The sequence below is a fragment of the Asticcacaulis sp. P2_B1 genome, assembly GCF_056404915.1.
Window position 1 is genome coordinate 268,384 of record NZ_JBFUDD010000005.1, and the last position, 15,360, is coordinate 283,743.

General features: G+C 64.2%; 8 protein-coding genes. 7 read left to right on the forward strand and 1 reads right to left on the reverse strand.

Going from position 1 to position 15,360, the window contains the following annotated elements:
• The first annotated feature begins 7 nt into the window (after positions 1–7).
• From AC1DX3_RS14435 to AC1DX3_RS14465, 7 genes are read left to right on the forward strand one after another with little or no spacing between them, the layout of a single operon-like run.
• A complete protein-coding gene (locus AC1DX3_RS14435; RefSeq protein ID WP_476990012.1) occupies positions 8–2,641 on the forward strand; it encodes a beta-mannosidase in 2,634 nt (877 codons plus the stop codon).
• Complete coding sequence (locus AC1DX3_RS14440; RefSeq protein ID WP_476990013.1) at positions 2,638–5,226, forward strand: glycoside hydrolase family 3 C-terminal domain-containing protein; 2,589 nt, start codon at positions 2,638–2,640, stop codon at positions 5,224–5,226. Before AC1DX3_RS14435 ends, AC1DX3_RS14440 begins: the two co-directional genes overlap by 4 nt.
• 11 nt (positions 5,227–5,237) lie before the next feature.
• A complete protein-coding gene (locus AC1DX3_RS14445; RefSeq protein ID WP_476990014.1) occupies positions 5,238–7,082 on the forward strand; it encodes a glycoside hydrolase family 35 protein in 1,845 nt (614 codons plus the stop codon).
• A gap of 10 nt (positions 7,083–7,092) precedes the next feature.
• Positions 7,093–8,538 (forward strand): glycoside hydrolase family 125 protein, encoded by a 1,446-nt coding sequence (locus AC1DX3_RS14450; protein WP_476990015.1) that lies wholly within the window; start codon positions 7,093–7,095, stop codon positions 8,536–8,538.
• A 14-nt stretch (positions 8,539–8,552) separates the two neighbouring features.
• Entirely contained in the window at positions 8,553–10,841 is a 2,289-nt protein-coding gene (locus AC1DX3_RS14455) for a GH92 family glycosyl hydrolase (protein ID WP_476990016.1), read from the forward strand.
• 11 nt (positions 10,842–10,852) lie between these two features.
• On the forward strand, positions 10,853–12,535 hold the full coding sequence (locus tag AC1DX3_RS14460) for a peptide-N4-asparagine amidase (RefSeq protein WP_476990017.1): 1,683 nt from the start codon (positions 10,853–10,855) through the stop codon (positions 12,533–12,535).
• A 15-nt stretch (positions 12,536–12,550) separates the two neighbouring features.
• Positions 12,551–13,588, forward strand: coding sequence for a glycosylasparaginase (locus AC1DX3_RS14465; protein ID WP_476990018.1), 1,038 nt, complete (start codon positions 12,551–12,553; stop codon positions 13,586–13,588).
• Between the two features lie 120 nt (positions 13,589–13,708).
• Here AC1DX3_RS14465 and AC1DX3_RS14470 read toward each other — a convergent pair.
• Positions 13,709–15,360 (reverse strand): discoidin domain-containing protein (locus AC1DX3_RS14470; protein ID WP_476990019.1); only part of this gene is annotated, 1,652 nt, incomplete at its 5' end.

A 15,360-nucleotide genomic window follows, 5' to 3' on the forward strand; every position in this document is an offset into this window, starting at 1 on the left:
ATACATCATGCTGAAATCGGTTTTTATGGGAGCCATTGCCCTGTCAGCCCTGATCGCAGGATCTGCATTTGCTGCCGCGCCGGAGGTTCAGGTGCTGGAGCACAACTGGAGCTTCCGCCTGGCGCCGGACGACGCCAATGTGGCGGTGCATCCCGAGGTGGCCGGGTGGCTGAAGGCGACGGTGCCCGGCACGGCCCAGACCGATCTTCTGGCGGCGGGTAAATTACCCGACCCCTATATGGCGGACAATGAAGCGAAGGTGCAGTGGGTCGGGCTGTCCGACTGGCAGTACAAGACCGACCTTACGGTATCGGCCGCGACTCTGGCTCGCGACCATGTCGATCTTGTCTTCGAAGGGCTCGATACCTTCGCCGTCGTGCGCGTCAACGGCACGCAGATCCTGGCGACCGACAACATGTTCCGCACCTGGCGCGCCGACGTCAAGGCCCTGCTGCATCCGGGGGTCAATAGCATCGAGGTCGGTCTCGCTTCGCCGTTGAAAAAGATGAAACCCCTGGTCGCGGCCATGCCCTATGTCATGCCGGGCGCCTATGATTCCGCCTTCGGCGACGAACCGCTGGGGCGCAATTCCTCGACCTATGTCCGCAAGGCCGGTTACCAGTACGGCTGGGACTGGGGCCCGCGTGTCGTGGCGCTCGGCATCTGGAAGCCGGTCAAGCTGGAAGCCTGGGACAGCCTTCGCCTGGACGGCCTGCATGTCGAACAGGTGCACCTCGACGACACGGTGGCGGTGCTCAAGGCCGACCTCGATATCCCTTCGGACAAGGCGCAGACCGTCACGGTCAAGATCGATATCGCCGCGCCGGACGGCACGGTCCAGACGGTCAGCCAGGACGTGGCGCTGTTTGCCGGCGTCAATCCGGTCAGTGTGCCGGTGCAGGTCAAGGACCCGCAGCGCTGGTGGCCGGCCGGTTACGGCAAGCCCAACCTCTATACCGTCACCGCGACGATCAGCCTGAACGGCGAGACCGTCGGCGAGGCGAGCCACAGGATCGGCCTGCGCACGACGGAAATCCGCCGCGAAAAAGACCAGTGGGGCAAGAGCTTCGAGATCGTCGTCAATGGTGTCCCAATCTTCGCCAAGGGCGCCAACATGATCCCGTTCGACATCTTCCCGACGCGGGTGACGGCGGCCCAGCAGGACCGCATGCTGCAATCGGCGGTCGACGCCAATATGAACATCCTGCGCATCTGGGGCGGCGGCACCTATCAGGACGACCACGTCTATGACAAGGCCGACGAGCTGGGTCTGATGATCTGGCAGGACTTCATGTTCGGCGGCGCCATCATCCCTTACGACCGCGATTTCCGCGAAAACACGCGCATCGAGGCCGTCGAGCAGGTCAAACGGCTGCGCGACCACCCGTCGATCGTGCTGTGGGCTGGCAATAACGAAGTCCAGACCGACTGGGAAAACTGGGGCGGCAGCACCGAGGCGCTCAAAACATCGGTCAGCCCGGCGGAGCGCGACCGCATCGTCATCGGCATGGTGCGCATGTTCGACCAGGTCCTGCGCGGCGCCGTCGATCAAAATTCGCCGGGGACGCCCTATTGGGCCGGTTCGCCGTCCACCGACTATGACGGGCCGGCCGATCAGAACGACGACGGCGACCGCCACTACTGGAGCGTCTGGGGCGGCAAGCCGGTCGAGGAATATCTCAATGTCACGCCGCGGTTCATGAGTGAATACGGCCTGCAGTCCTTCCCGGTGATGGCGACGATCAAGGCCTTTGCTGGGCCCGGCGACATGCAACCGGAAACGCCGGTCATGCGCGCCCATCAGAAGTACGACAAGGGCAATGGCAATAAGCGCCTGCTGCTCTACATCCACAACAATTACGGCGAGCCGAAAACCTTCGAGGATTTCGTCTATCTCAGCCAATTGATGCAGGCCGACGGCATCGAGCTGGCGGCGTCGCACCTGCGCGCGGCGCGGCCGCAGAGCATGGGTTCGATGTACTGGCAATTGAACGATGTCTGGCCGGGGGCGTCGTGGGCCAGTGTCGACTATTACGGCCGCTGGAAGGCGCTGCAATTCCATGCCAAGCGCTTCTATGCGCCCTTGAGCGTCAGCCTTCTGCGCAATAACGGCGTCACCGAGGCCCATATCCTGTCCGATCTGACGACGGCGAAGGCACTGACCTGGCGGTTGCGGGTGCTCGATCTGTCGGGCAAGGTGTTGAGCGAAAAGTCGGGCGCGGTGACCGTGGCGCCTCTGACCAGCCCGCTGGTCGCCAGTCTGAGCGACGCCGACCTGCTGGGCGGGGCCGATGCCAAGACCAGCCAGGCCGTCTTCGAGATCATGGACGGCGGGCAAGTCGTCGCGAAGGTCTTCGGCTATGCCGGCGCCACCAAGGCCGTGGCGTGGACCGATCCGAAGCTCAAGCTGAGCGTTGTGCCGGCGAGCGGCAGCTATGACGTCACGGTGACGGCGGCCGCGGCGGCGCGCGGGGTGTGGATCGATGTCGGCGATCTCAAGGCCGACCTGTCGGACAACAGTTTCGACATGACCGGCGGCGAGAGCGTCACCGTCCACGTCACGACGGATGTCGCCTTGGGCAAACTCAAAAAAGCCCTGAAGGTGCGGTCCTATTACGGCTCGGCAACGGCGTTTCAATGATGCGCAGGCTCATTTCTTCTCTGATGGTTCTGGCCGCCCTGGTCCCGTGCGTGGCCGGCGCCAAACCCGCGGCCAGGAGCCCCGTGCCGGCCGTTGTCCGCGCCATGACGCTGGACGAAAAGATCGCCCAGCTTCAGGCGGCCGCGCCGGCCATTCCGCGCCTCAAGGTCACCGGCTATAACTGGTGGAACGAAGGCTTGCACGGTATCGCCCGCAACGGCGAGGCCACGGTGTTTCCGCAGGCGATCGGTTTGGCGGCGACCTGGGACAGCGGGCTGCTGCACGATGTCGGCGATGTCGTGGCGACCGAGGCGCGCGCCAAGTTCAACGGCGTCGGTATCGGTCAAGACCATGGCCGCTATCAGGGCCTGACCATCTGGTCGCCCAATATCAACATCTTCCGCGATCCGCGCTGGGGCCGGGGGCAGGAGACCTATGGCGAGGATCCGCACCTGACCGGGACCCTGGCCACGGCCTTTGTCGAAGGGCTGCAGGGGCCGGATTCGTTGCACCCGAAGACCATAGCGTCGGTCAAGCATTTCGCCGTCCATTCCGGCCCCGAAGCCGGCCGCCACGGTTTCGATGTCGATGTTTCGCCCTATGACCGCGAGACGACCTATCTGCCGGCTTTCCGTCAGGTCGTGACAGAGGCCAGACCCGGCTCGATCATGTGCGCCTATAATGCCCTGCACGGCGTTCCGGCCTGTGCTTCGTCCGACCTGCTGGACCTGCGCCTGCGCCACGATTGGGGGTTTCAGGGCTATGTCGTCACCGATTGCGACTCGGTCGAAGACATGTACGCCTTCCATTTCTATCGTCCGACGCCGGCGGAAAACGCCGCCGAGGCGCTGAAGGCCGGTACCGACCTTAACTGCGGCCGTTATTACAGCCATCTGAAAGAAGCGGTGGCGGAGAAGCTGGTGACGGAAGGGCAGATCGATACCGCCCTGACGCGCCTGTGGTCGGTGCGCACCCGGCTGGGGATCGATGGCGAGGCCAGTCCATGGAGCACGATCGCTCCTGATGACATTCATGCGCCGGCCGCCGCCGCCCTGGCGCTGAAGGCTGCGCGCGAATCCATCGTCCTGCTCAAGAATGACGGCGTCCTACCGCTGAAGGCGACGGCCCGGATCGCGGTGATCGGCCCGAACGCCGATACGCTGGAAGTCTTGCAAGGCAATTATCATGGTGCCGCCATCACCCCGGTGACGCCGTTGCAAGGCCTGCGGCAGGCCCTGGGCGCCGACCATGTGACCTATGCCCAGGGCGCGAACATCGCCGAAGGCGTGGCTGTTCCGGTTCCGGAAACGGCCTTGAGCACCGGTTCGGAAGCTGGGCTCAAGGGCGAATATTTCGCCAATGCGGATTTCGCCGGCACGCCGGCAGTAACGCGGACCGACACGACAATCAATCTTGATTTATATAATGCGGTGCCGGTCAAGGGTTTCGAAAAGGGGCCTTACAGCGTCCGTTGGACCGGCTTTATCACGCCGCCGGCCGCCGGCGATTACCAGCTTAAAATCTATACCGAGCGCTGCTGGGAATGTAATAATGAACATGACGGCATCGTCCTCTATATCGACGACAAGCCGGTCATCAGCGACAGTGGCGACGGCAAGCGCCTGAGCGCCGACGTCCATTTCGACGACGTTCAGGCGCATCGGATACGTTTGGAGTTCAAGCATAGCGGCCAGGACTGGGGCGTGCGTCTGCAATGGCAGGCGCCGCCGGAAGCCCAGATCGCTGAGGCCGTCAAGGCGACGCAAGACGCCGATGCGATCGTGGCCGTCGTCGGCCTGTCGCCGGATATCGAGGGCGAGGAGCTGTCGATCCTGGTGCCTGGCTTCGACCATGGCGATCGTACGGATCTGGCCCTGCCGGCCCGTCAGGACGCCCTGCTCAAGGCGTTGAAGGCCACGGGTAAACCGTTGATCGTCGTCAATCTCTCCGGCGGCGCCGTGGCGCTCAACTGGGCGGCCGCCAATGCCGACGCCGTCCTGCAAGGCTGGTATCCCGGTGAATCCGGCGGCACCGCCATTGCGGAAACCCTGCTGGGGCAAAACAATCCGTCGGGCCGTTTGCCGGTGACCGTCTACAAGTCGGTGCAGGACCTGCCGCCCTTTGTCGATTATCGCATGACGGGACGGACCTATCGCTATTTCGACGGTGAGGCCCTGTACGGTTTCGGCTACGGCCTGTCCTACAGCCGGTTCGCCTATAGCAATATCCATCTGTCCAGCGCGTCGGTCGCGGCGGGGCAGGGGATGCGCGTGACCGCGACCGTCACCAATGCCGGCGCGGTCGAAGGCGACGAGGTGGCCCAGGCCTACCTTACGCCGCCCGCCAATGCCCAGGGCCTGAGATACAGTCTGGTCGGTTTCCAGCGCGTCCACCTGAAACCCGGTGATAGTGCCGCGGTCACCTTCGATCTGACACCGCGCGATCTCAGTGTCGTCGATTCCCGCGGCGACCGGTCAGACACCGCCGGCGATTACAAGCTGTTCGTCGGTGGCGGCCAGCCTGCCGAGGGTGCCGGGGTCAGTCAGGGCTTCACCGTGACGGGCCAGGCCAAGCTGGCGAAATAGAGATGAGTACCATGACGACACGCAGAGATTTCCTGGCGGCTGCCGCTGGCCTTGGCTTGAGCGGCCTGGTCCCGGCCGGCGCGGCGCTGGCGGCTGACGCGCGGTTCACCATCAAGGGCGACCAGTTCACGCTGGATGGCGCGCCGTTGCACATCATGGCCGGCGAGATGCACTATCCGCGCATTCCGCGCGAGCTGTGGCGCGACCGGCTGCGCAAGCTGAAGGCGCTGGGTCTCAATACGCTGTGCACCTATATCTTCTGGAACGCCCATGAACCGCGTCCGGGTGCATACGATTTTTCCGGTAATCTCGACCTGGCGGCGTGGATCAAGACCGCCCAAGAGGAGGGGCTGTGGGTGATGTTGCGGCCGGGGCCCTATATCTGCGGCGAGTGGGACGGCGGCGGTTATCCGGCCTGGTTCCTCAACGATCCGGCCATCAGCCCGCGGTCGCTGGACCCGCGCTATATGGCGCCGTCGGGCGCCTGGCTGAAGCGGGTCGGCCAGGAGGTGGCGCATCTCGAGATCGACAAGGGCGGGCCGATCCTGATGACCCAGGTCGAGAACGAGTATGGCTCCTATGGCAACGACCTGAGCTATATGCGCGCCGTCCGCGATCAGGTGCGCGCCGCCGGCTTCGACGGCACGCTCTATACGGTCGACGGCGCCGCCGTGATCGAGAACGGCGCCTTGCCGGAACTGTTCAACGGCATCAATTTCGGCACCTATGACAAGGCGAAGAACGAGTTCGAACGTTTCGCCAAGTTCAAGAGCGGCGGGCCGCGCATGTGCACCGAGCTGTGGGGCGGCTGGTTCGATCATTTCGGCGAATTGCACGCCTCCATGCCGATTCCGCCCCTGATCGACAGCCTGACCTGGATGCTTGAGAACCGGATATCGATCAGTTTCTACATGGTGCACGGCGGCACCTCGTTCGGTTTCAACGCCGGCGCCAATTTCGACAAGGGCACGGGTACCTATCAGCCGGATATATCCAGCTACGACTATGACGCCATGCTCGACGAGGCGGGGCGGCCGACGCCGAAATTCGACGCCGCCAAGGCCTTGTTCCAGACCTATCTGCCGCCCGAGCGTTTCACGCCCCTGCCGGAACCGGAGAAGGCCCTGGAGATCAAGCGGTTCCGTCTGACGGAGACGGCGCCCTTGAGTCAGCTGATGGGCAAGCCGCAGACTCGAGGCGAGCCGCAGACCCTGGAGCAGATGGACCAGGGCCACGGTATCATGGTCTATCGCCACAAGGCCGGATCCGCGCTCAAGGGACACCTGAATTGCGGCGAAGTGCGTGATTTTGCTCTGGTTTCGGTCGCGGACCAACCTGTCGGTACGCTGGATCGGCGCTATCATGAGACCGGCCTCGATATCGCCGCCAAGCGGGGAGATATCGTCGAAATCCTGGTCGATACCATGGGCCATATCAATTATGGACAGCAGATCGGCAAGGACCAGAAAGGCCTGATCGGGCCGGTGACATTGGGCGACAAGGTCCTTACCGGATGGGATCATTACGGCCTGCCGCTCGATGATCTCAGCGGACTGAGGTTCGGCGCGTCCCGCCCTGCCGGGCCGGCCTTTTATCGCGGCACCTTCTATGTGGCTGAGGCCGGTTATACCTTCCTCGACCTGCGCGGCTGGGGCAAGGGCTATGTCTGGGTCAATGGCCGCAATCTCGGCCGCTACTGGTCGGTCGGGCCGCAGCGCGCGGTCTTCGTGCCGACGCCGTGGCTGAAGGTCGGGACGAACGAGGTGATCGTGCTCGACCTGCATGAGGGCGGCGAACGGTCTTTGGCGGGGAGCGGCAACCAGATCTGGGATCGTCCCGGCCTGGTCACGGTTTAAGGAGCGCGGCATGCATCGCAGAGAACTGATTTTAGGCGCGACGGCGGCAGGCGCGTTGATGGCGTCGCGCGCGCTGGCGGATAATCCGCCGCCCGTAATTCCCCCCATGTCGCCGGTCGTGGCGAGCGGCCTGCGCCTGCCGGTGGAAGCGCGCCGGTTCAAAAGCCCGGCGGTCGAGGCGGTCATCAAAAAGACGGTGAAATCGCTCAAGGATCCTGTCCTGGCGCGGCTGTTCGAGAATTGTTACCCCAATACGCTGGATACGACGATCGAGATCGGCGAGGTCGACGGCAAGCCCGACACCTTCGTCATTACCGGCGATATCGAAGCCATGTGGCTGCGTGATTCCAGCGCCCAGGTTTCGCCCTATGTCCCCCTGGCGGCCCAGGACAAGGCGCTGAAGACCCTGTTCCAGGGGCTGATCCAGCGTCAGGCGCGCTGTATCCTGATCGACCCCTATGCCAACGCCTATATGCACGATCCCAAGGCGATGACCAGCCTGTCCTGGTCGCAGACCGACGAGACGGAGATGAAGCCGGGTGTCGCCGAGCGCAAGTGGGAGATCGACTCCCTGTGCTATCCCGTCCGTTTGTCGCATCGCTATCTGACGGCGACCGGGGACCTGACGCCGTTCGACGATACCTGGCGCGCCGCCATGCAGACCGTCGTCAAGACGTTCCAGGACCAGCAGCGCAAGGCGGGCGACGGCCCCTATAAGTTCAATCGTAACGCCACCGAGCCGACCGAAACCCTGGCGCGCGGCCTGGGCTGGCCGACCGTGATCAACGGCCTGATCCATTCGGGATTCCGGCCGTCGGACGATGCCTGCACCTATCCGTATTTCGTGCCGGGCAACGCGTTTGCCGTGGTCAGCCTGCGACAGCTGGCGCAGATGTCCGGCGCGACGGGGCTTGGCGCGGCGTTCGCCGACACCTGCCTGGCCCTGGCCGGAGAGATCGACACCGCCCTGGCGGCGCACGCGCGCATGACGGATCCGGCCGGCCAGGCCATCTGGGCCTATGAGGTCGACGGCTTCGGCAACGCCTTGTTCATGGACGACGCCAATGTGCCGAGCCTGTTGAGCCTGCCCTATCTTGGCTACTGCGCCAAGGACGATCCGCTCTATCTGCGCACCCGGGCCACAGTTTTGAGCGCGCGCAACCCTTACTATTACGAAGGGCGGGTGCTCAAGGGTGTCGGCAGTCCGCATTCGGGCCTCGATACGGTGTGGCCGATTTCGCTGATGATGCAGGCCCTGACCAGTACGGACGACAGCGAAATCAAGGCCTGTCTGAACGGTTTGAAAGCGGCGTCGGCTTCGCGTGGCTTCATGAACGAGTCGGTCGGCAAGGACGATCCCGCCATCTACACCCGTTCGTGGTTCGCGTGGGCTAACAGCCTGTTCGGCGAGTTGATCTTGACCATCGCGGCACAAAAGCCGGTGCTACTCGGCTGAATAAAGGATTGCTTATGTTATCTCGTCGTCAGGTTCTGGCCGCAACCGTAGCCCTGGGCGCCCTGCCGAAACTCGGTTTCGCCGCTGAAACCGCGCTTTGCGACTATGTCGACCCGTTCATCGGCACGGGCGGCCACGGCCATCTCTATCCCGGCGCTACCCTGCCGTTCGGCATGGTGCAATTGTCGCCCGACACCAGCAATGAAGGCTGGGACTCATGTTCGGGCTACCATCAGGGCGACGGCTCGATCATGGGATTTTCGCATACCCATCTGAGCGGCACGGGCTGTCCGGACATGCTTGACGTACTGCTGGTGCCGGCGACCGGCGCGGTCCAGCTGACGCCCGGTCCGCTCGACAATCCCGACCTGGGTTACCGGTCGCGCTATGCCGAGGAGACGGCGACGCCCGGCTATTACGCCGTCACCCTGACCGACAGCCGTGTGCGCGCCGAACTGACGGCGACGACGCGCGCCGGTCTGCATCGTTATACGTTTCCGCAGGGCGAACCCGGCCACATCCTGGTCGATCTGGCGCACGGCCAGAGGAATTGGTGGGGCGACAATCATGAAACCATGCTGGACAATGTCTCGCTCACGGTCGTCGGCAATGACACGATCGTCGGCGGCCGCCAGGTCTTCATGTGGGCCAAGGGGCGCTGGATCTTCTTCGCCCTGAAACTGTCGCGACCCTTTGCCCATGCCGATCTCTATAACGACGACCAGCCGGCGGACGGGACGGACATCGCCGGCAAGAACCTGAAAGCCGCGCTGCATTTCCCCGATGCCGGCGCCGGGCCTCTTCTGGTCAAGGTCGGCATTTCCTCGGTCGATATCGCCGGCGCCCTTAATAATCTCGACAGCGAACTGCCCGATTTCGATTTCGAACGGGTCCGTCAGGCGGCTCGCACGGCCTGGGAAACGGAGCTGGCAAAGGTGCGCGTCGACATGGCCAGCGAGACGGACAAGCGCGTCTTCTATACGGCGCATTATCATACGCTCTTGGCGCCGACGATTTTCTCCGATGTCGACCGGCGGTATCGCGGCATGGACAATGCGGTGCACAGCCTCCTGCCGGGCGAGGAAAACTACTCGACCTACAGCCTGTGGGATACCTATCGCGCCGTCCATCCGTTCTTCACCCTGACCCAGGGCGCGCGTCTGCCGGGCATGATCGGCGGTCTGGTGCGCATGGGCCAGCAGAGCCCGGCCGGCGCGCCGATATGGCCGTTGCAGGGCTGCGAAACCGACACCATGATCGGCTATCACAGCGCGGCCGTCATCGCTGAGGCCGGGGTCAAGGGCGTCAAGGGCGTCGATTACCGGGCCGGTTTCGAAGTCCTGCGCAAACGGGCCTTCGTTGATGACGTCCATGGCCTCGGGCTCTACCGCCAAATGGGTTATATCCCCGCCGATACGGTCGATGAATCCGTGTCGCGGACCCTGGAATTCGCCTATAGCGACTGGTGCACCTCCAAACTGGCCGCGGCGATCGGCGAGGATGCGGTCGCGGCAAGCCTGAGGGCGCGGGCGCAGAACTATCGCAATGTCTTCGACACCTATATCGGCTTTGTGCGCGGCAAGCAGAGCGACGGCGAATGGGTGACCCCATACAATCCGCGTTCGCTCGGCCACGACCAGGTGAAGTGGCGCGACTATACCGAAACCAATGGCTGGCAGGCGACCTTCCTCAATCAGCACGACATCTATGGCTATGCCGGGCTGTTCGGCGGCGAGAAGGCGTTCGAGGCCAGGCTCGACGCCCTGTTCACCACGCCGGCCGACGCCAATGAGGCGACCTTGTCGGACATCAGCGGCCTGGTCGGGCAATATGCCCACGGCAACGAGCCCAGCCACCATGTCGCCTACCTCTATGCCTATACCGGCGCGCACTACAAGACGCAGAGCCGGGTGCGCATGTTGATGCAGGCCATGTACCGCGCCGCGCCGGACGGGCTGGAAGGCAATGAGGACTGCGGGCAGATGAGTGCCTGGTATGTCATGAGCGCGCTCGGCCTCTATGCCGTCGATCCGGTCAGCGCCACCTATGTCTTCGGCTCGCCGCTGGTTAAACGCGCCGAGATCGCCGTGGGTGAGGGGCGGCGGCTGATCATCGAGGCGCCCGACAACAGCGCCGACAATATCTATGTCCAGGGCGTGCGCTGGAACGGCAAGCCGCACGGCAAGAGCTATATTCGCCATGCCGAGCTAGTGCAGGGCGGGCGCCTGACCTTTGCCATGGGGCCGCAACCCAATCCGGCCTTCGGCGCCAAGCCGGCGGACCGCCCGCCATCGTTTGTATGAAAGAGTTCCCCGTGCGCCTGACATCGTATCGTTCGTTTGCCCTTGCCCTGTGCGTCATAGCCGCGTCCACCCTGGCGCGCGCCGAAACCGTCACAGCTCCGCCCAAGCCGGCGATCGGGACCAATACCGTGGCGGTGGCCGATCCGCTGGTGACACGGCCGCACACCCAGCCGTGCGTCGTCGAGCTGCTGGGCGAGCATGAATTCGTCGGCGACAAGCCGGTGGCCATGGCCTATGCGCCGCCGGCGGCCTGTCACGGGCCGTGGGCCAAGGTGGTGATCGAAGCCGATTTCCACGTCACCAAGGGGCGCCAGTTCGACCGGACGGCGATTATCAATCTCGGCGGCGTCAATCTCTATCTCGGCACCACCATGGAGCCGCGCCGCGATATCGCGCCGGCCTGGCACGCCGAGCGCGACATCACCGACTATGCCGCCTTGCTGACGACCGCCCAGGACGGCGAATTCCTGCTCGCCAACTATCTCGACGACACCTATACCGGCCATCTGTACGGCCAGGCGCGGCTTGTCTTCTATCCCGTCGAAGCCGACCAGACGCCACCCGCCACGGCGCAACTTGTCCTGCCCCTGACCGACCACCTGACCTCGCTCGACAAGGCGACACCCAGCCTGAGCAAGACCCTGACCTTGCCGCGCAATATCGAACGCCTCTATCTCGACGTCATGGCCGAGCCGCAGGGCGACGACGAATTCTGGTATGGCTGTGTTTCCGACCGCTTCGTTACCGACGGTTCCAACCTGTGCGGCGGCGGCAGTCTGCGTGAAACCGAGGTGTCGATCGACGGCGTTCCGGCCGGCGTGGCGCCGGTCTATCCGTGGATCTATACCGGCGGCATCAATCCCTATCTGTGGTTCCCGTCGCCCGGCGTGCAGACGCTCAATTTCGAGCCCTACCGCGTCGATCTGACGCCTTTCGCCGCCACCCTCAATGACGGCAAGCCGCATACCGTCTCGCTTCAGGTCTATGGCGTGCGCCGTTACGTCTTCGCCATGGGCACACTGATGGCGTGGCTGGATGAAGGCCGGGACTTCGTCACCGGGGCGTTGACGCGTAACACCTTAGGGCAGCCGCCGGTCAAGGTCGATGATGCGGGGTTGACCGCCAAGGGCGGCGACCTCAATGGCAAGATGACCACGACGGCGGACCGGGACTACGAGATTGCTGGCTATGTCGATACCTCGCATGGCCGGGTGACGACACGCCTGCAGCAGACATCGGCCTTCGCCAATCGCCAAACCTTTACCATGTCGAGCACCGACAATGTCTGGCGGCTGCAACAGGCCACGACGCTCAAGACGGTTGTGACGACGACCGATGCCGGCGGCGTTCACCGCAAGGTCATCGATGAAAGCTTCCCGCTGACGGTCCATCAACACGACAAGCTCGGCACCGACTATGGGCTTGAGGATATCGACCTCTATCAGGGTTTGCAGCGGACGGTGCGCGACACCGGGCCCGACGGCCGCACGCTGACCCGTACGACCGAGCTGAGCCAAAGCCCGCGCCTGCATGCCCTGACCGACCCCAAGACGCACCGGACGAAGACCTCGACCAGTACGTCTGTCCACCACGTCAAGATCGTAGGTAGCGACGGCACATGCTATGACCGTACGATCACCAGCCGCAACAATACCGTCACCGCCGTGACCGACGCCTGCCCAGTCATCCCGTGATATCGTGAGGCCCCTATGACCCATCGCCGCGCCTTTTTCAAAACCTCCCTGGCGGCGTCGTCGCTGGCCGGTGTCATGACCGCCGGCTTAGGCTCTGGCATGGCCAAGGCGGCGTCGGGGCCGGCCAAGCCGATCGTGGTGTCGACCTGGGATTTCGGCGTCGCCGCCAATCAGGCGGCCTGGGAGGTGCTGCGGACCGGCGGCCACGCGCTCGATGCGGTCGAGGCCGGGGCGCGGATACCCGAAGCCGACCTGCGCAATCACAGCGTCGGCCGCGCCGGTTACCCCGACCGCGACGGCCATGTCTCGCTCGATGCCAGCATCATGGACGAACAGTGGCGGTGCGGCGCCGTAGCAGCGCTGGAACACATCGCCCATCCCATTTCGGTCGCGCGCCTAGTCATGGAAAAGACGCCGCACGTCCTGTTGGCCGGCGACGGCGCCCTGCAATTCGCCCTTGAGCAGGGCTTTCCGAAGGAGGAGTTGCTGACGGCGGAATCGGCCCAGGCGTGGCAGGATTGGCTGAAGACCGCCAAATACGCACCCGTCGCCAACAGCGAAATGTCGACCTATGGCGGCGGCGCGCCCAACAGCCTGATACCCGGCGACGTCCATAATCACGATACGCTGGGCATATTGGCGCTTGACGATCAGGGGCGGCTATCGGGCGCCTGCACGACCAGCGGCATGGCGTGGAAACTGCGTGGCCGGGTAGGGGACAGCCCCATTATCGGCGCCGGGCTTTATGTCGACGGCGAGATCGGCGGGGCGACCTCGACCGGCGTCGGCGAAGAGGTCATCCGCAATGCTGGCAGTTTTCTCGTCGTCGAGCTGATGCGTCAGGGGCGCAGCCCGCAAAAGGCCTGCGAGGAGGCGGTGATGCGCATCGTCAAGCGCCGCCCCGAAGCCGCCAAGACCTTGCAGGTCGGTTTCCTGGCGCTCAGCCGGCGCGGCGAGGTCGGGGCCTTCGCCATCCAGAAGGGGTTCGTCTATTCGCGTTGCGACGCCAGCAAGACCGATCTCGTCGTCCCGTGCAAAAGCGTTTTCGCCTAAGCTCATGTGGCGCGCTACGATTCGGAGTAGCTGTGGCGTTATTCAAAGAAAACCGGCACTCCGAATGGGATTGATGTCAGCCGCAAGAGGTATTATAATGCCTTACTAACAAGTCCGGAATTACCTAGTTATGATCCCTACGCCGCCGACGGCAATGACGGGTTTGTCCTGCACGGCGCGCGGCAGCTGAAGCCGCAGGAAACGGCCGGTGTGCGGTGCTTCGAAACGCACCTTCTGCTCGGACCGGTTGGCGGCGATATTGGAGAATTCGCCCGTGGCCACGGGATCGCCCCAGGCCTGGCCGTCGGCGCTGACCCAGGCGGTAAAGCCCGCCGGCGCGCCCAGTCTGTCGGCAGCGGTGATCGCCAGGGTGCGGCTGGCATAGGGCGTCAGTGTAAAGCCCTTGAGGGCATAGGGCTGGGCCAGGTCGATCACGAGCTCGACCGGCTGGCCTTCAGCACCCTGGAAGCCTTCGCCGGTGAGCAAGCCGTCGGCCGCGGCGCCATTCGAGACGGCCTTCCAGCGCGCCGGCGCGACGTCGAAATCGCGGCTGCTCACATCGCTGACGCCGCCACTTGCCCGGCTTTTCGCGATGGCGCGGACCGTGCCGCCTTCCGCCAGGGGGAAGGGCGCGGTATAGGGCGTCGAGGCCACCGACGGCTGACTGCCATCGGTCGTATAGTAGATGTCGAGTCCTTGAACCGGCGGCCGCAAGGTCACCGTCCCGCTGCCGTCGCGGGTAATCGCCGGTTCTTCGACGACATCAGGGAGGCGATAGAGGCTGAACTCGGTCAGGACGGGAGAGGCGGCTGCTTTGGTGATGCGCAGGCGGACCTTTTGCGTCGTCACGGGCGTGTCCAGGCGGATCAGCCGCTGGGAGGAGATGCAGGTATGTTCGGCAATCGTCTTCCAGGCGCGGTCCTGCCAGATGTCGATGGCATAGTCGTCGACGCGGACGCCGTAATCGGTGGCTTCGGCCAGGCGGACCATGTCGAAGGTCCTGGCCTGTGGCAGGTCGAGCTGCAGCCAGGCGCCGGTCGCATCGCTTTCGCGCGCCGCCCAAAAATCGGCCTTGTTACTCAACACATTGACCGGTGCGCAGCCCCTGCCGAAGGTGCTGCTGGCGGTCACCTGAGCACCGGCATTGAGGTTTACGGCGTGGGCCTTGTCGAGGACCGCCTTGAAGCCGGCCAGGGATTTCGCGTCGTTTTCGTGGATGCGACCGCGCCGGTCGGGTGGCAGGTTGAGCAATAGGTTGGCGCCGCGTCCGGTCGACTCGAAATAGAGGCGCAGGAGATTGGCCGGCGAGCGGACCTTGTCGTCCTCGTCCGGATGCCAGAACCAGCCGGGACGGATGGAGACGTCGACCTCGGCCGGGTTCCAGATCGGTCCGCCGCGCACGCCGGCATTGCCGCGTGGCATGGTGAAGGGCGCATAGTCCATGGTCGGCCAGCACGGGTCGCCGGCGACGCCGTCTTCATTGCCGACCCAGCGCACATCCATATGTTCGTCGGCGAAGATGACGGCCTGGGGCTGAAGCTCGCGCACGATGGCGCGGATCTTGTCCCATTGGTAGTAGGTCGCTGCGTCGATCCTGCGGACCTCGCGCGCGCCGCCGTAATAGCCGTCGCCGCCATTGGCGCCGTCGAACCAGACCTCGTGAATGGGGCCGTAATTGCTCAGCAATTCGCGCAATTGGTTGTGGTAGGTGGTGACATAGGCCGGATGGCCGTAGTCGGGATTGTTGCGGTCCCAGGGCGACAGGTAGACGC

Excerpts from the sequence above, each read along its gene's own strand:
- AC1DX3_RS14435 (WP_476990012.1), top strand. The coding sequence starts at position 8 with ATGCTGAAATCGGTTTTTATGGGAGCCATTGCCCTGTCAGCCCTGATC.
- AC1DX3_RS14440 (WP_476990013.1), top strand. The coding sequence starts at position 2,638 with ATGATGCGCAGGCTCATTTCTTCTCTGATGGTTCTGGCCGCCCTGGTC.
- AC1DX3_RS14445 (WP_476990014.1), top strand. The coding sequence starts at position 5,238 with ATGACGACACGCAGAGATTTCCTGGCGGCTGCCGCTGGCCTTGGCTTG.
- AC1DX3_RS14450 (WP_476990015.1), top strand. The coding sequence starts at position 7,093 with ATGCATCGCAGAGAACTGATTTTAGGCGCGACGGCGGCAGGCGCGTTG.
- AC1DX3_RS14455 (WP_476990016.1), top strand. The coding sequence starts at position 8,553 with ATGTTATCTCGTCGTCAGGTTCTGGCCGCAACCGTAGCCCTGGGCGCC.
- AC1DX3_RS14465 (WP_476990018.1), top strand. The coding sequence starts at position 12,551 with ATGACCCATCGCCGCGCCTTTTTCAAAACCTCCCTGGCGGCGTCGTCG.